At 60.5% G+C, this 20,738-nt stretch carries 22 protein-coding genes; 2 read left to right on the forward strand and 20 right to left on the reverse strand.

All coding sequences use genetic code 11. The features are described 5' to 3' along the window. The 12 genes from J5286_RS26515 to J5286_RS26570 all read right to left on the reverse strand — a co-directional run. Window positions 1-100, reverse strand: a 100-nt coding sequence (locus J5286_RS26515) for an NAD(P)-binding domain-containing protein (RefSeq protein ID WP_209190840.1), incomplete at its 3' end; no start/stop codon positions are given. A 28-nt stretch (window positions 101-128) separates the two neighbouring features. Continuing rightward, window positions 129-1,160, reverse strand: coding sequence for an L-idonate 5-dehydrogenase (locus J5286_RS26520; protein ID WP_209193005.1), 1,032 nt, complete (start codon window positions 1,158-1,160; stop codon window positions 129-131). Between the two features lie 10 nt (window positions 1,161-1,170). Further along, the gene (locus J5286_RS26525) at window positions 1,171-2,112 is read right to left on the reverse strand and encodes a 2-hydroxyacid dehydrogenase (protein WP_209193006.1); all 942 of its coding nucleotides are present in this window, start codon (window positions 2,110-2,112) and stop codon (window positions 1,171-1,173) included. Then, the gene (locus tag J5286_RS26530; protein ID WP_209193007.1) at window positions 2,099-2,686 is read right to left on the reverse strand and encodes a gluconokinase; all 588 of its coding nucleotides are present in this window, start codon (window positions 2,684-2,686) and stop codon (window positions 2,099-2,101) included. Before J5286_RS26530 ends, J5286_RS26525 begins: the two co-directional genes overlap by 14 nt. Beyond that, the gene (locus tag J5286_RS26535; RefSeq protein ID WP_209193008.1) at window positions 2,655-3,422 is read right to left on the reverse strand and encodes an SDR family oxidoreductase; all 768 of its coding nucleotides are present in this window, start codon (window positions 3,420-3,422) and stop codon (window positions 2,655-2,657) included. Before J5286_RS26535 ends, J5286_RS26530 begins: the two co-directional genes overlap by 32 nt. Window positions 3,423-3,424: 2 nt before the next feature. Continuing rightward, window positions 3,425-3,763, reverse strand: a complete 339-nt coding sequence (locus J5286_RS26540; RefSeq protein WP_209193009.1) for a hypothetical protein — start codon at window positions 3,761-3,763, stop codon at window positions 3,425-3,427. Between the two features lie 12 nt (window positions 3,764-3,775). Then, window positions 3,776-4,657 carry an NAD(P)-dependent oxidoreductase gene (locus J5286_RS26545; RefSeq protein WP_209193010.1) on the reverse strand — a complete coding sequence of 294 codons (882 nt, stop codon included), beginning with the start codon at window positions 4,655-4,657 and terminating at the stop codon, window positions 3,776-3,778. A gap of 65 nt (window positions 4,658-4,722) precedes the next feature. Then, window positions 4,723-5,454: an amino acid ABC transporter ATP-binding protein gene (locus J5286_RS26550; RefSeq protein WP_209193011.1), complete on the reverse strand. Its 732-nt coding sequence runs from the start codon at window positions 5,452-5,454 to the stop codon at window positions 4,723-4,725. A 55-nt stretch (window positions 5,455-5,509) separates the two neighbouring features. Beyond that, window positions 5,510-6,295: a transporter substrate-binding domain-containing protein gene (locus tag J5286_RS26555; protein ID WP_209193012.1), complete on the reverse strand. Its 786-nt coding sequence runs from the start codon at window positions 6,293-6,295 to the stop codon at window positions 5,510-5,512. A 64-nt stretch (window positions 6,296-6,359) separates the two neighbouring features. Continuing rightward, entirely contained in the window at window positions 6,360-7,016 is a 657-nt protein-coding gene (locus tag J5286_RS26560) for an amino acid ABC transporter permease (RefSeq protein ID WP_209193013.1), read from the reverse strand. Between the two features lies 1 nt (window position 7,017). Continuing rightward, on the reverse strand, window positions 7,018-7,704 hold the full coding sequence (locus tag J5286_RS26565) for an amino acid ABC transporter permease (protein WP_209193014.1): 687 nt from the start codon (window positions 7,702-7,704) through the stop codon (window positions 7,018-7,020). Window positions 7,705-7,740: 36 nt separating this feature from the next. Continuing rightward, the gene (locus J5286_RS26570) at window positions 7,741-8,373 is read right to left on the reverse strand and encodes an HD domain-containing protein (protein ID WP_209193015.1); all 633 of its coding nucleotides are present in this window, start codon (window positions 8,371-8,373) and stop codon (window positions 7,741-7,743) included. On the opposite strand from J5286_RS26570, the gene J5286_RS26575 reads away from it, so the two are divergent. Continuing rightward, window positions 8,366-9,382, forward strand: a complete 1,017-nt coding sequence (locus J5286_RS26575; RefSeq protein ID WP_245206583.1) for a LysR family transcriptional regulator — start codon at window positions 8,366-8,368, stop codon at window positions 9,380-9,382. The genes J5286_RS26570 and J5286_RS26575 overlap by 8 nt on opposite strands. A 179-nt stretch (window positions 9,383-9,561) precedes the next feature. On the opposite strand, the gene J5286_RS26580 is transcribed toward J5286_RS26575, so the two are convergent. The 7 genes from J5286_RS26580 to J5286_RS26610 form a co-directional block, all read right to left on the reverse strand. Further along, on the reverse strand, window positions 9,562-11,625 hold the full coding sequence (locus J5286_RS26580) for an SUMF1/EgtB/PvdO family nonheme iron enzyme (protein WP_209193016.1): 2,064 nt from the start codon (window positions 11,623-11,625) through the stop codon (window positions 9,562-9,564). Next, on the reverse strand, window positions 11,622-12,005 hold the full coding sequence (locus J5286_RS26585) for a VOC family protein (RefSeq protein WP_209193017.1): 384 nt from the start codon (window positions 12,003-12,005) through the stop codon (window positions 11,622-11,624). Before J5286_RS26585 ends, J5286_RS26580 begins: the two co-directional genes overlap by 4 nt. Before the next feature lie 17 nt (window positions 12,006-12,022). Further along, window positions 12,023-13,408: an ABC transporter substrate-binding protein gene (locus tag J5286_RS26590; protein ID WP_209193018.1), complete on the reverse strand. Its 1,386-nt coding sequence runs from the start codon at window positions 13,406-13,408 to the stop codon at window positions 12,023-12,025. Window positions 13,409-13,416: 8 nt separating this feature from the next. Next, the gene (locus tag J5286_RS26595; RefSeq protein WP_209215392.1) at window positions 13,417-14,256 is read right to left on the reverse strand and encodes an ABC transporter permease; all 840 of its coding nucleotides are present in this window, start codon (window positions 14,254-14,256) and stop codon (window positions 13,417-13,419) included. Between the two features lie 5 nt (window positions 14,257-14,261). Continuing rightward, window positions 14,262-15,272 carry an ABC transporter permease gene (locus J5286_RS26600; RefSeq protein WP_209193020.1) on the reverse strand — a complete coding sequence of 337 codons (1,011 nt, stop codon included), beginning with the start codon at window positions 15,270-15,272 and terminating at the stop codon, window positions 14,262-14,264. Between the two features lie 86 nt (window positions 15,273-15,358). Continuing rightward, on the reverse strand, window positions 15,359-16,924 hold the full coding sequence (locus tag J5286_RS26605; RefSeq protein WP_209193021.1) for an ABC transporter substrate-binding protein: 1,566 nt from the start codon (window positions 16,922-16,924) through the stop codon (window positions 15,359-15,361). A 238-nt stretch (window positions 16,925-17,162) separates the two neighbouring features. After that, entirely contained in the window at window positions 17,163-18,020 is an 858-nt protein-coding gene (locus J5286_RS26610) for a sulfurtransferase (RefSeq protein WP_209193022.1), read from the reverse strand. Between the two features lie 190 nt (window positions 18,021-18,210). Between J5286_RS26610 and J5286_RS26615 the strand changes: the two genes are divergently transcribed. Continuing rightward, on the forward strand, window positions 18,211-20,013 hold the full coding sequence (locus tag J5286_RS26615) for an ABC transporter ATP-binding protein (RefSeq protein WP_209193023.1): 1,803 nt from the start codon (window positions 18,211-18,213) through the stop codon (window positions 20,011-20,013). Between the two features lie 15 nt (window positions 20,014-20,028). Here the strand turns inward: J5286_RS26615 and J5286_RS26620 are convergent, their stop codons facing one another. Next, complete coding sequence (locus J5286_RS26620) at window positions 20,029-20,721, reverse strand: GntR family transcriptional regulator (protein ID WP_051961510.1); 693 nt, start codon at window positions 20,719-20,721, stop codon at window positions 20,029-20,031. Window positions 20,722-20,738 lie beyond the last annotated feature (17 nt).

Raw genomic sequence — 20,738 nt, forward strand, 5'->3', positions numbered from 1 at the left:
GGTTGAACACCGCAATCTTGTTGCCCTTTTCCGCGATGTTCAGAGCGAGGTTGGAACCCATGACCGCAAGGCCGATCAGCCCGATTTCTGCCTTTTCCATAATGTCTTCACCTTGGTGTTGTGCCGCGTCAGAACGCGAGTTGGACCTTCATAGATTTCGTGCGGTCATCGGCAGCTTCGAATGCCGCGACGGCATCCTCGATCGGATATGTGCCAGTTAGAAGCGGCTTCAGGTCGACCCGGCGCTGGTTGATCAGATCGACAGCCAGGCCAAACTCCTCATGGAAACGGAATGTCCCCTTGATCTCAATTTCCTTGGCGACCACCATGTTCTGTGGGATGGACACGTCGCCACCGAGGCCCAGCTGCACCAGCGTTGAGCGAGGGCGCAGCACCTCAAGTCCGGACCGAACCGCTCGTTCATTGCCGGAGGCCTCGAACTGCACGTCGAAGTACCCCTTGTTGGCCGAGTAAACCGAGAGCGCGTCTGGATTAGTGGCCACATTGATGACGCGGTCGGCGCCGATCTCCAGTGCTTTCCGCAGAACGGGATCCATGACATCGGTCGCGACAATCTCGCGGGCACCATGTGCCCGTGCGGCGATGATCGCGAGCGCCCCGATTGGCCCGCAGCCTGTCACAAGCACACGCTTTCCGATGAGCGAACCGGCACGATTGACCCCATGCAGCGTCACGGCGAAGGGTTCAGCCATGGCAGCCTCGTTGATCGAAATCCCCTCGCAGACCTTGTGGCACTGGTAGGCGTCGGCGACCAGCCGCTGGCGGAATGCACCCTGGATGTGCGGCATCGGCATTGCGGAGCCGTAGAACCGCATGTTGAGGCAGTGGTTCTGCTCCCCCTGAAGGCAATACTCACACTCATTGCATGGGCGGCTCGGCGATACGGCCACGCGGTCGCCCACGGCCAGATGCGAAACACCCTCGCCTAGCGTCTTGATGGTGCCCGCCACCTCATGGCCGAGGATCATCGGCTCGCGAACGCGGATCGTGCCGAAACCACCATGATTGTAATAATGCAGATCAGAACCGCAAATACCGCCCGCCTCAATAGCGACCTCCACCTGCCCGAGCCCAAGAGCCTCGACGTCCCGCTCCTCGACGCGCAGATCCCTGGCTGCATGAATGACGACTGCTTTCATAGTCTTTCCCCTACACAACCGGCGTTGACAGCGGCTGGCCTGCAAAATGCGCTGCAAGATTGTCACGCACGAGTTGCCCCATCGCCCTTCTGGTTTCGACCGTACCCGAGCCGTGGTGGGGCTGCAGCACGACATTGTCGAGCGCCAGGAACCGCTGATCGATACGGGGCTCGTTATAAAAGACATCCAGGCCAGCCGCCTTGATGGTCCGCTGCTGCAGCGCGGCTATCAGCGCCTCTTCGTCCAACGTCGATCCGCGCGACACGTTGATCAGGATGCCATCAGGGCCGAGCGCGTTGAGAACCTCGGCGTTGATGATGTTCTTCGTGGCATCGCCACCCGGAACGATAACGATGAGAAGCTCCGACCACTCAGCAAGTTTAAGCAAGTCTGGCTCATATCGATAAGATACCTGCGGCTGCCGATTACGCGAGAAGTAGCGAATGTCGCAGTCGAAGGCGGCTGCGCGGCGCGCAATCGCCTGGCCGACGCGGCCCATGCCGGCAATACCGACACGCTTGCCTGTAAAGCGGGTGACGAGCGGCATTGCGGTCTTGCCCCACTGGCCAGACCGTACAAAGACGTCGGCTTGAGGAATAAGACGTGCAGTTGCCAACGCCAGACCGATCGCGATATCCGCGACGTCTGATGTCAAGACGTCCGGCGTGTTGGTCACGCCAATGCCATGAGCCTTTGCGTAAGCGAGATCGACGGCGTCCGTTCCGACACCGTAAACGGAGACGAGTTCCAGCTTCGGCAAGCTTCGCATCAATTCCGCCGATGCACCAAGCTCGCCGCGCGTGGCAATAGCCTTGATGTTCGATCCGACCTCTTTCAGGAGTGCAGCACGGTCAGCGGCTTCATAGAGCTTGTGGACGATGTAGCGCTCTTCAAGGTCAACCATGTCCCATTCGGGATATGGGCCGGCGAGCAGTATTTCAGACTTTATCATGCGTTCCTCCCTGGGACTTCGCCATATCGCGGTCTTGCGCGAGCTTCGCCGTTTCGGTGATTGCCGTCGACACGATGTGCTCGAGCGGCTGGCCGATATCGATGGTGACGATATCGGCCTCATTGGTCGGCGGCTCCAATGTATTAAGCTGGCTTTCGAGCAGCGAGAGCGGCATAAAGTGTTCGTTCCGGGCGGCCATTCTCGCCGCCAGGGTCTCCCTGCTGCCGTTAAGCAAGACGAAGCTGATCGGCCAGCCAGCTCCATTTCGCAGAACGCTCCGATAGGAGCGCTTCAGTGCGGAGCACGAGATGACGACTTGTCGGTTTGTCGCCATCTCCTCACCAAGAGACAATAACCAAGGCAGGCGATCTTCATCAGTGAGGGGAATGCCTTTCGTCATTTTCTCCACGCTGGCTTGCGAGTGCAGGCCGTCTCCCTCGATGAAGACGTATCCCAGCTCGGCGGCGAGCAGCTTTCCAACCGACGTCTTGCCGCATCCAGAAACACCCATCACGACGAGCGGGCCAATGCCTGGAAGCGTCTTAGAGGGATGTGGTGATGCCGCCGTCGACATAAAGCGTGTGTCCGTTGACGAAAGAGGAAGCCTGGGACGACAGGAACACGGCCGCGCCAACAAGTTCATCGACGTCGCCCCACCTGCCCGCTGGCGTTCTTTTCTCCAGCCAAGCCGAAAACTCTTGGCTATCGACCAGAGCCTGATTGAGCGGAGTCTTGAAATATCCCGGCGCAAGCGCGTTGATCTGCAGGCCGTACTTGGCCCAGTCGGTGCACATGCCGCGGGTGAGGTTCTTTACGGCGCCCTTTGTCGCCGTATATGGCGCAATCCCCGGACGGGCGAGTTCGCTTTGTACCGATGCCACGTTGACGATCTTCCCGCGACCACGGGAGATCATGTGCCGTGCGACCGCCTGGCCAACATAGAAGACACTCGATATGTTGGTCCGCAGCAACTGGTCCCACTTATCAGCAGGGAAGTCTTCAAGCGGCGAGCGAAACTGCATGCCTGCGTTGTTGATCAATATGTCGATCGGGCCGACCTCACGCTCGATCTCATCGACGCCGCGATTGACCGCAGCCGGATCGGTAACGTCAAATAAGGCGATTGAGACCGATGCACCTGCGTCACGCAACGGCGTGGCGGCACTTTCGAGCTTAACACCGTCGCGGCCGTTAAGAACGAGTTCCGCTCCGTGTCTGGCGAGGCCTGCCGCCAACGCGAGACCAATGCCCTGAGACGATCCTGTGACGAGCGCCCGCGATCCAGAGAGGTCGAAGAGATCGAACGCCATCGTCAGCTTCCCAGCGTCTGGTGAACGATCCGGTCGGTGACCCTATGGTAGACCACGCCGTCGAACATCGCGAGCAGGATCTTCGTCTGCTCACGAGATTCGAACCTTGCATCGCAGGCCATCGCTCGTTCGAGCGCAGCCTTGTCCGGATAAGCGATGGCCAGCAGGAGAGGCATCGAAGGTGCTCCCTCATCTCTCTCCAGCTCACGGGACACCGTAACGCTTACGGCGCCGTCAAACTGCGTCCAGAGCGGGGTCAATACGTCCTGAACAAAGCGGTAGAATTCGGCTTCCTTGCCTTCGTGAATCTGCCCTACGAACTCGGCATAACGAATGATCATTGCACTACTCCTTTAGCCCTTCGGGCCATCGTAAAATCGAACGAGCGCGGCGCTGTCTGCCGCACCGAGGCCTGCTGTCATCATCAGCCGGTGTATTTCCATGCAGAGTGCGGTCATCGGCATGGCAGTTCCCGTATGTCCGGCAAGGGACTGTACGGCCATGAGATCCTTGACCATGTTGTCTATGCGCCCGGTAGGCGTGTAGTCGTTTCGCGCCATCTTACCCATGTATTCCTGCAGGATCGCGCTATCGGCGCGACCGCCGCTCAGAGCCGCGGGAATTCTTTGCGCATCGACGCCGGCATCAACAGCGAGCCTGGTGGCTTCGGCGACCGCGACAAAGTTCAAAGCACAGAGAACCTGGTTGATGAGCTTGGTGGTCTGGCCCGAGCCGCTCGGCCCCATAAGCGTCAGATTTTGGCAGAGGTCGTCGAGAACAGGCTTGGCTTTGTCGAAATCGACGGGGTTGCCACCGGCCATAACAGTCAACTTCCCCTCCAGCGCCTTCGGTGCGCCGCCGGAGAGCGGGCAATCGAGCCACCTCAGTCCGGCCTCAACGGCATCGGCCCACAATTGACGTGTTGCGACGGGCTCGATGGACGACATGTCGATGATGACAGTGCCAACAGCGGCGCCTTGGGCCACCCCGCCTTCACCGAATACTGCCTCGCGCACGATCCGCGACGAATTCAGGCTGAGCACGACCGTGTCCGCCCTTGCGGCGGCGTCGGCTGCCGAGGTCGCTGGTTCAGCACCGAGCGCTTCGAGTTGAGCCACCTTGCCACGATCGAGATCGAACGCGATCAACGTGTAACCGGCCTTCAGGAGACGGGTGCTGATGGCTGTGCCCATCACACCGCATCCGACAAGAGCAATCTTCTGTTTTACAGGCACGGCAACTCCCTTCCGCCGGAGGGCGGTCAAATGAATGTTCGGTAAAAAGAATAAGGGCGACCCGCTTAGCCGATCTCGGACCGTAGAAAGGCCTGCAGCTCCGGTGTCTTCGGATTTGCGAAGAGCTCCGCCGACGGACCTTCTTCGTGAATGACGCCGTCTTTCATGTAGATCGTGCGATTGGCGACGCGGCGCGCGAAACCCATCTCGTGCGTGACGAGAAGCATCGTCATTCCCTGGCGGGCCAGGCTTTCGATCACCGCCAGGACTTCGCCGGTAAGTTCAGGGTCCAATGCCGATGTCACTTCGTCAAAGAGAAGGACCTTCGGGCGCATCGCCAGCGAGCGAGCAATCGCCACGCGCTGCTGCTGTCCGCCGGAAAGCATGTCTGGATAAGAATCGAACCGATCAGCGAGGCCGACAAGCGCAAGGCAACGTTTCGCCTCTTCTCTTGCGGACGCCTTCGCTTGGCCTTTCACCTGCACGGGCGCAAGCATGATGTTTTCGCCGGCAGTCAGATGAGGGAAGAGGTTGTAACTTTGGAAGACAATGCCGACGTCGCGCCGCAACTGGCGAAGCAGGGCCGGCTTCTTCGTCATCGCATGGCCCGCGATTTCGATGTCGCCGCCGTCGATCGTCTCAAGCCCGTTGAGACACCTGAGAAAGGTGCTCTTTCCTGATCCGCTTCGGCCGATCAACGCAACAACCTCGCCACCTTGAACCGTCAGGGAAACACCCTTGAGGACTTCGAGCGGGCCAAAGCTCTTACGAATATTGTTTGCAACGACGACGGACATCTCTTTAACCTCTTAAGGGTTGGCGGGGCGACGACCGCCCCGCGGTCGGTCTGGCTTAGAAGGACGGCAGCGCAGGCATCGGCGTTTTCATCCACTTTTCGTAGATCTTGCCGAGTTCACCGCTTTGATTGTGGACGAAGAGCACGGTGTTCAGCCAGTGCAGCAAGTCCGGATCGCCGCGGCGCAATCCGACGCCGTAGAAGCTCTGGAGATACGTGGTCTTCTCTTCGAACTTGTCCGGATAGCGTTGCTGCAGTTCGGCTGCGATGTAGTTGACGGTGCCGATCGCGTCGACCTGGCCGGCCACCAGGGCGTTCAGCGTCGTGCTGTCATCGTCGAAGCGTACGAGTTCCATGCCGGGAATGTTTGCGCTGGACAGGATCTTTTCGTGCGCTGTTCCGCGCGGAACGCCGACGCGCTTGCCTTTCAGGTCATCGAGGCTCTTGATCGCGGTTCCCTTCGGAGCCACGATTACCGACTTGTGGCCACCATAAGGATTGGAAAATGCTACCGAAAGTGCGCGCTCGGTGTAGATGCCGAAGCTGGCAACCACGAAGTCGACCTTACCGGTCTGAAGCGATGGGATGCGGCTCTGGCCGGTGACAGGAACAAGCTCCAGTTCGACGCCGAGATCCTTGGCAAGCAGCTTGGCGACATCGACGTCCAGGCCGTCTGGCTGCATCTCTGCGTTGGTAATCCCGAAGGGAGGGACGGAAAGGTCGACGCCGATCAAGACTTTCTTGCGGGCAATAATGTCATCCAGTGACGACGCCGAAGCGGCTGTGGCACCGAACGCGATCGCGAGACCGACCAGAGGTAGCAGTAGGGATTTGAAACGCATTTTGCGTCCTCTCAGTTTTCGAGTTCCAGTTGTTGGCGAACGACCTTCTTCGTGTCGTTTGATTTCAAGCGCGCGATCCGCGTCGTGCTCCCCTGCGCTCCAGCCACAGGCTGACTTGGGTGAGAGGAAAACAGACGGCGAAGTAGAGTGCCGCCACCGCGAGGAATGATTTCAGGGGCTCGAACGTGGCGTTGCTCACCAGCTGTCCCGCTCTGGTAATTTCGATGAAGCCGATGATCGAGGCGATCGAGGTCTGCTTGATGATCTGGACCAGGAAGCCGACCGTAGACGGCATTGCCAGCTTGATTGCCTGAGGCGCGATAACGTAGCGAAGTGTCTTCAGCGGCGTGATCGCAAGCGCATCGGCACTCTCCCATTGCGCTTTCGGAATTGCCCGCAAGGCGCTTTCCCAGATGGCGCCAAGAAACGCGCTGGAATTGATCGTCAAGGCTACGGCTGCGGCGACGATGGCGCTGACCTCGTAGCCTAAGAGCGACGGCGCATAATAGCAGATGAACATGAGGACGAGCAGCGGCAGCCCCTGAATGAACTGCATGTAGGCCGATGTGAGGATCTTAAGCGCTCTGCTGGACGAAATCCGCAAGAGAGCAAGAGCAATCCCGGCAATACCACCGCCTATAAAGGCAATGACCGTCAATGTTAGCGTCCAGCGCAGGGCGTAAACGATGAAGAGGAATTCCGGCGAGCCAAACGTACGCATGTCAGATCCTCCCCAGCAGATTGCGGCGTGAGCGACGAAACACGATCAGGCCAATAAGATTGAGAAGCGCCCAGAAGATGAAATTGAGCGTGACGTAGACGGCGGCGATGACCAGATAAACTTCCATGGTGCGGAATGTCTCGGAGCTCGCGATCATAGCGGCCCCCGTTATGTCCTCAACGCCGATCGCGGAGACCAGGCTGGTCGACAGCATCAAGAGCACGCATTGAGAGACAACCGGTGTGAATACCTTTTCCAGTGCTGGCGGAAGGATCACGAAGCGCAGCGTCTGCATATAGGTCATGCCGAGACTTTCAGCCGCCTCGAACTGACTGCGGTGCGTGGACTGGATGCCGCCTCTGACAATCTCTGCAATGTATCCGGCATTGTTGAAAACCAGAGCAATCATCACGGATGTCAGTGGCGACATGCGGACACCGATATTCGGCAACCCAAAGAAGATTACGAAAATCTGGACCAGAAGCGGCGTGTTACGCACCGCCTCCACATAGCAGCGGACAAGAAAGCGCGGCAGGAACCACGGCAATGTCGACACGACGGCGAAGCCTATACCTAAGGCAAAACCACCAAAAATGCCGACAACTGATAGCAGCATCGTCAACCACAAGCCGCTGAGGAACTGCGGCAGATATGCTATAAGTGGAGCGAACTGGAAGGTGTATTGCATGGTGACCTCGGCGCAGGTTCCTGATGAGCTTCGAGATTACTCGGCTCCCAGGGGGCGAACGCGGATGTTCTTGCCAGCGAATGAAATCGTATCGGGATGGCAGAGATCCAGGGCAGCGGCGACATGCCACCATGCGTGGTCGGCCTGGCGGATGATGAAGCACTCGGTGCTGTGGCCGATACCGCCGAATTCGAATGCGTGCCCCATGCAGATGTGACCAAGCTCGTCAGGAAGACCGACCGAGAGACAAACGTGGGCGCCGTAAGTGGAATGGCGATAGGTCGGATCGCCATAGCGATCCCCGCGCTCGGCAGAACGCTTCAGGTTTACCGGGTCGAATTCCCAGGTTTTGCCGATGTCATGGCAAAGGCCGCCGGCAAGGATGATATCACGATCGACCTTCGCTTCGGGATAGGTTGCCTTGAATTCCTCATAGATGGCGAGGGCAAGGCGGGTGACGCCGCGAAGATGAGCGTCCTGCGTGCCGCGCTTCAGCGAGAAGACGTTTGGGCTGCCTTCACCCTGGATATCGGTGACGCGGTCGAATGAAGAGCGCTCCAGAGCAAATACCCACGCATCGACGACCTTCTCGCGAAGTTCTACCGACTGGATCTCCGCGATTTCCGGAAGATCTTCTAGGATCTGCGCGCGGGAAATGGTTTTGTACATTTTTTCAACACCGTTGCTATCTGCCTATTTGTCGAGCTTACGGCCGATTGAATTGCAAATCCAATTGGGATATTCGGGGTTATCGATCGAAATTTTCTATCATGCGCAGATGGCTCTGAACTTTTCCGCAGTTGAATCTTTTTATTGGGTCTCTCAACTCCGCAGTTTCAATGCTGCCGCGGAGAAGCTCAACATCACCCAGCCCACAGTTTCTTATCGGATCAAGGAGCTTGAGGAGCAGCTTGGCGTGTCGCTTTTCATAAGACAGAAGCGTCAGCTTCTCATGACCAGCGAAGGTGAAGCGCTAAAACGTTACGCGGAAGCGATGATCGGAATCGCACGCGATATCGAGTCCAATATCAAGACGAGAAATACCAAGCTGCCGACGCTGAGAGTTGGGGTCATGGATAGCTTCGCGGCGGTCGGCCTCCCTCCCCTTTTGGACGAACTGGACCACAGGTTTGCCGGCACGCGTATCGCCGCGACCGTCGATACGAGCCACAATCTTGCAAGGCAGCTGTCGGAAGGGCTTCTTGATATCGCGCTGCTGTCGACGCCTCCGGAACATGAGAATGTTGCTCTTGAGCTTCTTGGCCGTCAGACCGTGGAATGGATCGCCAGCTCCAAACTCAACATGAAGAAGGAATTCGTTTCCGACGACGATCTGCTGTCTCAGCGCGTCTTTTCGACACCAGCACCGTCCAATCTCCATGAACTCACGACCAATGCGTTGAGCGGCGGCTCAAATCTCGGCCTGAGACTTAATGTCTGCAACAGTCTCAGCGCTATCCTGAATCTTGTGGAGGCGGGCACCGGTATCAGCATTCTTCCGGTTCGCCTCGTTCGTGATCAGATCCGAAAGGGATCCGTCCACGTTCTTGAAACCAGATCCAAGTTGCCGATGCAGGACGTCTTCATTGGTACAAACAAAGGTGCGGTGGTCCGCGCCCTACCCCAGGTCACGCAGATGATCAGGAAGGTTAGCGTCGATGTCGCCTTCTGCGGCTGACAACCAGCCTTTGATTTGAGCTGCTCGGGACCGCACCGTCGGCGTTCTTGAGTGGGTACGAACCCACGGCCGGCCCAAACGCTTCAACTAACGAGTTGGAAAATCGAAGGTTTTCGAGAGAGTTAGAAATGCTCGGCGAACGATTTTGGTAAAGGTAAAAGTAAAGTTAAAGCTATGGCTCAGGCGCTTGCGACCACGATCCTGAAACCATTGCCGCACCAGAAACCATCGGGCTCCAGACTTCCGCGATAGGTGCAGCAGGCCTTGAGCTTGCCGCTGGAGAAACATCCTCCGCGGAGCACGCGACGGATGGATGGTCCGGCATCCGGCGCCTCGCGGCCGTCGTTCAGATAGGGATATTTGTAATGCGGCGTCGCCATGTCGTCGCCCCAGAGCGTCGTCGCCCACTCCCAGACCTGACCGGCCATGTCGAAGCAGCCATAGGGCGACCTGCCCTTTGGGAAGAGGCCAACGGCACAGGTGGTGTTGAACCCGGCTTCCTCGGAATTAGACGCATCATCGGTCCATGCAGCACCCCAGGGATAGACGATCGTCTCTGCGCCCACATCAGGCTGATCTCCGCGCGCCGCGCGTTCCCATTCGGGCTCCGTCGGCAGGCGCACGACTTCGTCAGACGAAATACGTCCCTCGCCGCGCCAGCGTTCCGTCAGCCAGTCGCAATAGGCCCGCGCATCGCGCCAGGTGAGGTCCGTCGCAGGCGCGTTGCGTCGATCCTCCGCGAATCCGTCGGGGCTGCGCCAGAGGTGATTCATCGCCCGGACGAAAGCGCCATAGTCGCGGTTCGTGACGGGATAGATGCCGATCCGAAACGCACCGACCGTCACCCTATGCGGCGGTGCCGAATTCGGGTGCGTGTCGGAACCGAACGTAAAGGTGCCGGCCGGAATATCGGTCAACGCCTGCAGATCGCGCGGATCGCCCCAGCGCGAGAGAGTGCGGGCTGCCTGCTCGCGTTGCGGCGCCGACAGCGCGCCATCTGTCACGATGGCAAGCAGATGTACTGCGATACGTTCGCGAAGCGGGCTGGTTTCGATCACAAGGTCGGCGGCAAGGAGCGCGCCACGCAAGACATCGTCACCCTCGCCCGCCAGCAACGCTTCGATAAGTTGGTCGGCGGCGTCGGTACCCGCGAGACGTTTCGCCAATCCCCGCAGAACCGGCGCCCAGAGCGCTGGATACTTCCGGAACGGCAGGACGGCTTTTTCGGCTGATTGCGATGCGAGATGGCGCGCCGCCAGCAGTTGACGCACACGGGTCACCGGGAAGAGCGCGGGATCATCGTTTTCGCCGACGAGAGCATCGAAAGCGAGGCCGCAGAGAAGGCTGCCTGTCTTTTCGTCACCGGCGATCCGCGCCACCCAGCGGTCGGTGATAGCTTCGGCGGTTTTGCCGGCATCGCCAGCCGACATCGCCATGGCAAACTGAGCCGGGTTGCTGGCCCCGGCACCAAGCGCGACGCTTGACTGAGTAAGGTCGAGACCGGCCAATCGGGCGGCGGCGTCGATACGCTGGGTCTTCAGAAGCGGCAGCAGATCGTAGCGGACACAATCGGCGGGCAGCGGCCAGCTCTTGACAGTGGAAATCTCGCCGAGCGCCAGCAGACGAAGCCGAGGATGTGTCTTCTGGAACGCCAGCGCCTCGGCGAGCAGTCGCGGACCTTCCGCGCCGGCGGTTTCGATCGCATCGAGAATGAGGAGAACGATGATGCCGGCATCGGCAAGCGCCTGACCGTCGAACACACTGCGCACACCGGTCTGCTCGATTAGATCGTCGAATGTCTGCGGGCCGGTCACGGCTATGTAAACGGGAAAGACGTTCTCGAGATCCCAGCGCTCTTCATGCGCCGCCCCGAGATCGTTCCGCGGCACTGCCTGCGGTGGCACGGCCGAAGCGCCGATGGCAAGCCTGGAAGCGAGGCTGCGGGCAAAACTCGTCTTGCCGCTGCCGGTTTCCCCGGCGAGCATCACGGCCGGATTGTCGCGAACCATCTCCAACGCCGTGAAATAGACAGCCGGTTCAGGTTCGGCCTGATCCGTGAGCTTGCGCAGCCCCTTCGCCGCCTTATCCTCAAAGGTGAAGTTGACCAGCAGCGGAATATAGCCGGTCTCGAGATCCGCCACCGAGCCATCGGGCAAGCCAAGCAACGGCGCCGCCGCATAGGTCCGCGCTTCGGCAAGAATGGCGTTCAGCGCGGAAAGCGGCGGCTGGTGCGTCGTGGTCATTGAAACAGCTTTGCAACGTCTGGATTGTGGAAGCGCTGGATCTCGATCGCGTAGCCGGCGGGATCTTCGAAGAAGAAATGCTCGCAGAAGCGACCGCGCAGCATTTCGGACTGTCCGGCAACACCGGCTTGCTTGAGACGCGCATGCCAGCCTTCGACATCCTGCGAAACGATCGTCAGCAGCACCGCGCTCTTCTCTTGATGCTTCAGATGGCCGCGATTGCCGTCGACGATGCCGAAATAGCAGTTCTCGGCGATGCGGTAGATGCGCGCCAGGCCTTGATCGAGGACCAGTTCGAAGCCGAGCGTCTGCTCGTAGAACGGCACGACGGCATGGATGTCGTCATAGTAGAAGAAGGTGATCGAATAGTCGTTTTTCATGGTCTGTCCTCACAGGCTCAGGCGATGCTCAAAGTGCCCTTGTGATCGATGGATAGGCCGGCAATCTCCTTGCGCGCGGCGAAGACGTCGACCGGATGCACGAGATAGAGCCAGGGCGGATTGGCGTTGAGATAGGTCAGGCACGCCGCATAGGCAGCCTCGCGCGCCGCGCGCTCGACGGCGGCATTGGCGGACGCGATCAGGCGCTCGGCCTCGGCGTTGTCGTAGCCTTGCCACCACACGGCCTTGGTGACGCTGGAAATCTTGTCGTTCAGGATGCGGTAGGTGCTGTGCGGCGATGAATCGAAGATCGCCAGATCTCCCATCTCCTTGCGGCCGATCTGGCGCGCATATTCCGGCCGGTCCGTTTCGATCTCGATCTCCACCTCGAAGCCGACGGCCTCCAGCGATTGCGCCACCAGCCGGCTTACCTCGGGCGCGCGCTCCGGCATGAAGGTCGGCGTGCGCAGCTTGACGCGCTTGCTTCCCTCGACCTGGCCGAGCAGCGTTCGCGCGCGCTCGGGATCGTAAGGGATCGGCGACAGGCTCGCGTTCGCCATGCCGAGATGATAGGGGCTGACGATGCTCGATGACGGCACGGCGAGACCATGGAAAATCTCGTCTGCGATGCGGGCGGCGTCGACCGCGAGATTGGCCGCAAGCCGCGCTTCAGGCGAGCGAAAGACACCCTTCTGGCAATTGAGATAAAACATCACTGACAGTGTATTGACCGCCTTGCCCCACTGGAAGCGATCGTCCGACGCGAGGTGTCCCTCGACGCGCTCGAGATTGAGCGCGGCATCGACCGCACCCGATATCAGAAGAGCAAGGCGTTTGTCGGCGGAGGGTTCGGCGATGGCGACGATCTCGCGCGGCTGGGCACGTCCGGTGACACGCTCAAGCACCGCTTTTGCCTTGGGCTCGAACGAGCGAACGCGGAATGGTCCAGTCCCAAGGATCGGCTGCCCATCGGGCGCTAAGCGGCAGATGTAGAATTCGGAGAATATGTCGAGAATATCGGCGAAGGCATGGGGGTTGCGGACGACGACGGTGGTGTCGCTCTCGGTGGTGATCTTCGCGTCGGCCAGATAGCGCGCGTAGGACCACTTCATCCCAAACGTGTCGACGGCTTCGAGAATGCCGTCAATGAACGCGATGACATCTCCCGCGACACAGGGCTTTCCATCATGAAAGGTCGCGCCCTCGCGGATCTTAAATCGCCATTCGCGGCCGTCTGCACTATGCGTCCAATCGGAAAAAAGCGCAGGCAGCACCTGTCCGTCCTGCCATTTCAACAGCGGCTCGAACACCAGGTTCTTCAGCGTCAGCACGCTGGTATCGTCGGTCACCCGCGTCGGCGGCAGGAAATCGACCTTCTCGAGGCTGATCGTCAGTGTGGACATTATGGGCCTCAGTCGAGTTCGCTGCGTCGGCGTGGATTGAACCAGTCCGCAAGGGAATCGCCGATCAGATTGAAGGACAGCACGGCAAGCAGGATCGCCATGCCGGGCGCCAGCGCCACCCAGGCGGCGCCACGCACGAATTGCAGGTTGGCTGACACGTCCGCCCCCCACTCCGCCATCGGCGGCTGGGCGCCGAGGCCGAGGAAGCCGAGGCTGGCGGTCTGCAGGATGGCGCTGCCGAGCGCCAGCGTCGACTGCACCAGGAGCGGCCCCAGGCCGTTCAGAAACACATAGCGGAAGAGCACGCGCGGCGTCGGCAGGCCGAGCGAGATCGCGGCCTCCACATAGGGTTTCACCGAGATGCTGACCGCCTGGCTGCGGGCGACGCGGGCAAACTGCGGCGCCAGCGTGATCGCCACGGCGAGCATCGCGTTTTCAAGGCTTGGGCCGAAGGCGGCCGCGAGCGCAATCGCCAGCACCAGCGCCGGAAACGCCAGGATCGCATCGACGATGCGCATGATCACACTGTCCGTCCACCCACCGGCAAAACCGGCGAGCATGCCGAACGAGACGCCGACGACAAAGGCGATCGCCACGACGCCAACCCCGATCGCAAGCGTCGCGCGGCCGCCATGCATGATGCGGGTGAAGACGTCGCGGCCGAAGGCATCGGTGCCGAGCCAGTGGCTGAAACTCGGTGCGGCAAGCTTATGCAACACGTCGAGCTTGGTCGGCGAATAGGGCGTGATCATTGGCCCGACGACGATCACCAGCACGAGGGCGAGCAGGATAAGGCTGCCGGCCATGGCCAGCGTGTTCTTGCGCAGGAAGCTGAAAAACTCTGACATCGCGCTCACTTCATCTTCTTGCGGACGCGCGGATCAAGAACGCCATAAAGGACGTCGACCACGATCGAGGTGAAAACGAAGAGCAGCGCGAAGACCAGCGTGGTGCCCTGGATGACGGGATAGTCGCGGTTCTTGATCGCCTCGAACATGTAGCGTCCGATGCCCGGCCAGGCGAAGATGGTTTCCGTCAGGATGGCGCCGCCGAGCATCTCGGCGAATTTCAGGCCGATGACGGTGATCGCCGGCAAAAGCGAATTGCGCAGCCCGTGATGGATGATCACGTCGCCCCGCCTCAGCCCCTTGGCCTTGGCCGTGCGAATGAAATCCTCGCCCATGACCTCAAGCATGGTGCTGCGCACGAAGCGGCCGAGCGTGGCCGCGAGGAAGGCGGCGAGAACGGCGGTGGGCAGGATCAGGTGCTGCAGCGCGCTCAGCGCCGCCGCCCAGTTGCCGGTGATCATACCGTCCAAGATCGCGAAGCCGGTGACCGGTTCGGCGACTATGAAAGAGCTCATGCGACCGGAGACCGGCAGCCAGCCGAGATAGGTGCCGAAGACCAGCTGCAGGATCAGCGCCAGCAAAAAGGCGGGCATGGAAACGCCGACGAGCGAGACAACGCGCGTCACATGATCGAAGACGGAATTGGGACGGGTGGCAGACAGGATGCCGATCGGGATGCCGATGATGACGGCGACGATGACGGCGAGTACCGAAAGCTCGATCGTGGCCGGTAGTCGCAGCAGGATTTCATGCGCGACTGGCAGTCCTGTTTTCAGCGACATGCCGAAATCGCCCTGCAGTAGGCCACCGACATAATTCAGGAACTGGATCGGAAACGGCTGGTCGAGATCGAGCTGCGCCCGCAGCGCATCGATCTGCGCCTGCGTCGCTCCCGGCCCGAGAAGCGTCACGGCCGGATCGCCGGGAATGAAGCGCACCAGCGAAAAGACGATGACCAGCACGATACACATGACGGGTATCAACGCGATCAATCGGCGCAAGATGAAGGTCGCCATGCCCAGTTCTACTCACATCCTAGGGAAAGAACCCGCAGCGACGAACCGCTGCGGATCGTTTTTTTGTCAGAGAGACGCGGCGCGCCTCACTTCTTGGACACGCCCCAATACTCGTTGAGCGGAGGCGCGCTGTTGACCACAAGACCCTCGACATTGGCGCGGGTGAAGACGATCAGCTTCGGGCTGAACAGATAGGCACCCGGCACGCGCTTGACGATCTCTTCCTGCACCTGCTGATAGAGCGCCTTGCGAGCATCCATGTCGACCGTCTGCTGAGCCTTCAGAATAAGGTCGTCAAGCGCCTTGTCCTCGGGCATGCGGAAGGTCATCGCGGTGTTGGCGAGCGACGAGAGATAGCCGATGGTGATGTGTGCGTCCGGATCATTGTACCACGGTTGACGGCCATCCAGCGCGGCGTCGAACTGGCCGGCGGTCTGCAGCGCGCGGTAGGCCGGGAATTCGGTCTGCTCGATCGTCGCCGTGATGCCGATGTCGGCGAGGTTGGCCTGCACGAAGGTGGCGACAGCGCCCCACAGCGGTCCCTGGAAGCTGTAGAGCTTCAAGTTGATGGTGGACGGATCGACACCGGCTTCGGAGAGAAGCTTCTTCGCAAGCTCCGGATCGTAGGCCGGCGCCATGTCCTTGATCTTCGTGTCGAAAGCCCAGCTGTTCGAGGTCAGCGGACCGTAGACGCGCTCGGCCGTGCCGCCGAATACGCCGGTCAGAAGACCGTCATAGTCGATGGCATGCGCAACCGCCTCGCGGACCTTGATATTGGCGAAGGGGCCATCCTTCTTGCTGTTGTTGAATTCCAGCTGGCGAATGATCTGGCTCGACGCCTCGATGATCTTGACGTCCTTGTTGGACTTCAGCGCTTCGATGTCCTCAGCCGCGATGGCCGACAGCTGGCCCTGCTGCTGCACGACGTCGACACCGCCGCTTTCAAGCTCCAGACGCCGCGTTGAGGCATCGGGAATGACGCGGTAGATGATGCGCGAGAGCTTCGGCGCGCCGCGGAAGTAATCGGGATTGGCTTCAAGCACGACATTGGTGTCGGCCTGCGCGCTCTTGAAGGAGAACGGTCCGGTACCGACAGGATTGGCCGCGAACTTGTCGCCGTACTTCGCGACGGCAGCCGGGCTGACGATCGCCGACTGCGGCTGTGCCAGGATCGACAGAAACGCCGGATAGGGCTCGGAGAGCGTGATCTTGACTTCGGTCGGCGAGACCACCGCGATGTCCTTGATCAGGTCGAAGGTCGCCTTGACATAGGAGTTGGTGGCCTTGGTGCGCTCCAGCGAGAACTTGACGGCGGCCGCATCGAATGGGGTGCCGTCCTGGAACTTCACGCCATCGCGCAGCTTGAAATCGAATTCCTTGCCATCGGCCGAAACGGTCCAGCTGTTGGCGAGACGGCCTTCGAGCTGCTTGAAATCGGGTGCGGTCCACGCGACCAACGTGTCGAAGACGTTGAGAATGATCTCGCTACCGATCGGCTCCGCCTTGTTGGTGCCGGGCTCGAGGCTGACGGGGTCGGAAGGAACGGCAACGACCAGCGTCTTCAATTGGTCGTCGGTCTGCGCATGCCCCGATCCGGAAAAGATCGGCAAGGCGACCAAGGCCACAGCGGCAAGTCCTTTAAGCAGTTTCATTCGCACGACCCTTTCATGGTCTGACAGGGACGCGATCAACGTCGCCCGAGCCTCATTGTCGGCCTATCAAGGCCTTCCCCTTCTGATATTCCACGAAATATATCATCGCTTTTTCGCCTGTAAAGGCTTGCCTGCCAGCGTTTTGAACAAGTAGCCAATATGGCCCAATTATTGTGCAATTGCGAAAAGATTATTCTGCACAGCAGCATTCAAGCGAAAAATTCGGGCTATTCGCAGTCTATGCCGGGTCGGCCCCCGGGACGACCGGCCGCGTCGGGTCACTCACCCAGGCCGACCACGATCCCGGATACATCGCCGCATCGATACCGATCGACGCCAGCGCCAGCACCGTGTGCGCGGCCGACATGCCGGCGCCGCAATAGACGCCCACCGGCTTCTGACCATCGGCGCCTAGCGCGCGATACATCTCCTTCAGCGTCGCCCCATCGGTGAAGTTGCCGTAGTCGGTGACATTGTCAGGCGCCGGCGCGCTCAGCGCATGTGGGATATGCCCGCGCGGCGGCTGGCCGGGAAGCGATGCGCCGCCGATATAGTTCGGACGGATGCGGGCATCCAGTAGCACGCCATCGACGGCAAGACGCAGCGCCTCATCCGGCCCGATCTCGGTCATGTGACCTGAAGTCAGCGTGATATCGCTAGGCGTTGGATGAGAAACCGCTTCTGCAACAGGAAGGCCGGCGGTCAACCAGGCTGGAAAGCCGCCGTCAAGCACCCTGACGTCAGGCAGACCGGCCCAGCGCAGCACCCACCAGGCCCGCGCCGCCGTCATGCTGCGATCGGCGTCGTAGATGACGATCGTGCTCTCGCGGCGCAGCCCCCAGGCGCGCGCCTTGGCCTGCAGCACCGCGATATCGGGCAAAGGCCGCTGCCCGCCCTCGACCGTCGCCGGCGATTGGAAATCCTCATAGGCTTGCGTATCGACGGCCCCTTCGATGCGCTCCCCCTTGAACGAGGCCTGCCCCGTATAGGGGTTGATCGAGTGGACGGCGATGACGGTCACATCGGCGCCCGATGCGCGCATCGCCTGCAGCTGCATCGGGGTGAGCAAAACGGTCTGGCGCTGCGCGTCTGTCATGTCGGTCTCCGATCGATCCGGTGAGGCACCTGTTTGCATCTACGTCAGAGGCAGATTTGTCGATTGGGAAAAGGATCGCAAGCTTAAAATATCTTACGTAATATTCCACGAGGTATTTTTATTGACATTTGTCCATCGACGCGTTGCAATATCGACCTGCCAGCTTTGCCGCGATCTGGAGTATCCGCGCTTGACAGTCCTTTCGGTCGAAAATCTCACCACGTCCTTCCGCAGAAATGGCGCGTGGACACCTGTCGTCAACGACGTGAGCTTCAGCATCGCGGCGGGCGAAACGGTCGCGATCGTCGGCGAATCCGGCTCGGGAAAAAGCGTCACCGCCATGTCGATCATGCGTCTGCTGCCGGAGCGCACGTCGCGCGTATCAGGCAAGATCACGCTCGGCGGAACCGACATCCTGTCGCTGCCGGAGCGGCAGATGCAAGACGTGCGCGGCAACGACATCGCCATGATCTTCCAGGAACCCATGACCTCGCTTAACCCGGTCCTGACGGTCGGGCGCCAGATCGCCGAGGCCATTATCCGCCATCGCGGCTGCTCGAAGAAAGAGGCGCGCGCCGAGGCCGTGCGGCTGCTCGAACGCGTGAGAATTCCGGCCGCAGCAAACCGATACGACGAATATCCGCATCAGCTCTCCGGCGGCATGCTCCAGCGCGTGATGATCGCCATGGCGCTCGCCTGCCGGCCGAAGCTCCTGATCGCCGACGAGCCGACCACCGCGCTCGACGTCACCGTCCAGGCGGAGATCCTGCAGCTAATCAAGTCGCTGCAGGACGAGGAAAACATGGCGGTCCTATTCATCACCCACGACATGGGCGTCGTCGCAGAAATCGCCGACCGGACGGTGGTGATGTTCCGTTCGCGCGCGCTGGAGATCGGCGAGACCGAACAGATTTTCAAAGCGCCCGCCAATGTCTACACCAAGGCGCTGCTCTCCGCTGTCCCGAGGCTGGGCTCGATGGAAGGCCGCGCATATCCGGCAACGCTGCCGCTGACCGATACGGACACGGGCGTTGCCTCGCCGGAGCGCGAGATCGCCGGTACCGTCGAGAGCGGCAAGCGCCCCATTCTCGAGGTCCGCAATCTCGTCACCCGTTTCGATATCAAATCAGGCCTTTTCGGGCGCGTCAGCGGCCGCGTACATGCGGTCGAGAACGTCTCCTTCGATCTTCACGAGGGAGAAACGCTCTCGCTGGTCGGCGAATCCGGCTGCGGAAAGTCGACCACCGGCCGCTCCGTGCTGCGCCTGGTAGAACCCGTCAGCGGCTCCATCCATATCGATGGCCAGGATATCAGAGCGCTCGACCAAGCGAAGCTTACGAAGCAACGCCAGCATATGCAGATGATCTTCCAGGATCCGTTTTCGAGCCTCAATCCCCGCATGCGCGTCGGCGATGCCATCATGGAGCCGATGATCACCCACGGCCTGGCAACCGCGAAGGAAGCGCGCGAGAAGGTGGCGGATCTGATGGTGCGCGTCGGCCTGCAGGCCGACATGGCGCGGCGCTTCCCGCATGAATTCTCGGGTGGGCAGCGGCAGCGCATCAGCATCGCCCGCGCACTCACGCTCAATCCCGGCCTGATCGTCGCCGACGAGGCGGTCTCCGCACTCGACGTATCGATCAAGGCGCAGGTCGTGAACCTGATGATGGAACTGCAGGAGCAGCTGAAGATCGCCTACCTCTTCATCAGCCACGACATGGCCGTCGTCGAGCGCGTCAGCCATCGCGTCGCGGTCATGTATCTCGGTGAAATTGTCGAAATCGGCACGCGCGAGCAGATCTTCAGCAATCCGCAACATGCTTATACGCGCAAGCTGTTGAGCGCGGTCCCGATCGCCGATCCGGCGCGCCGTCATATCCGCCGCGCGACACCCGGCGGCGAGATCGGCAGTGCGGTGAGGCCCGCCGACTACCAGCCACCTGTCGCCCGTTACGACGAGCCGGCGCCCGGACACCTCGTCAAGGTCGCCTGACGCAGCCAGAAAAGATCAGAGCGTCAGCCCCACCTGCCCCGTAGCGACGAGCGCGCCCAGTATCCCCTGGCGCGTATTCTCGTTGTGCTCGACCACGGCGTCGCGCGCCTTGTCGGCATCGCGCTTGCGCAGCGCCGCCACGATGCGATGATGATCGTCGTTCGTCTCCGGATTGATGTCGCGAACGCGGGCGCCCATGTAGAACAGCCGCGCGCATTCCTCGAGATGGCTCATGACCAGCGCATAGAGGCGCGGATTGCGCGAGCCGCGCGCGATCGCGGAGTGGAACTCCTGATTGGAATCGACGAAGGTCTTGGTGCTGACCTCCTCTCCGATCACGTAGCTGACATCGGCGAGCTGATCGAGAAGATCGAGATCGGCATCACTAAGGTTCTTGGCGGCAAGTGCTGCTGCCGTTCCTTCCAACATCCCGCGAATGGCGAAGAGATCGTTCATGTCCTTTATCGTCACCGGCGTCACGCGATAGCCGCGCCGGGGATAGGCTTCCATGAAGCCTTCGACACAGAGCCGCGCCAGCGCTTCGCGCACCGGCGTTTTGCTGACCGACAGTTGCTCGGCCAGTTCCGGTTCCGAGACCTCCACGCCGGGCGCCAGGTCGCCGGTAATGATGCGCTCGCGAAGAATGGCGTAGGCCGTCTCCGTCAGCGACTTTCCACGCTTGCCGCTCGACGTGTCCGCTTTAATCAAAATCAATCTCCAGTTCC

This window comes from Rhizobium sp. 16-488-2b (assembly GCF_017741815.1).
Taxonomy (GTDB): domain Bacteria; phylum Pseudomonadota; class Alphaproteobacteria; order Rhizobiales; family Rhizobiaceae; genus Rhizobium.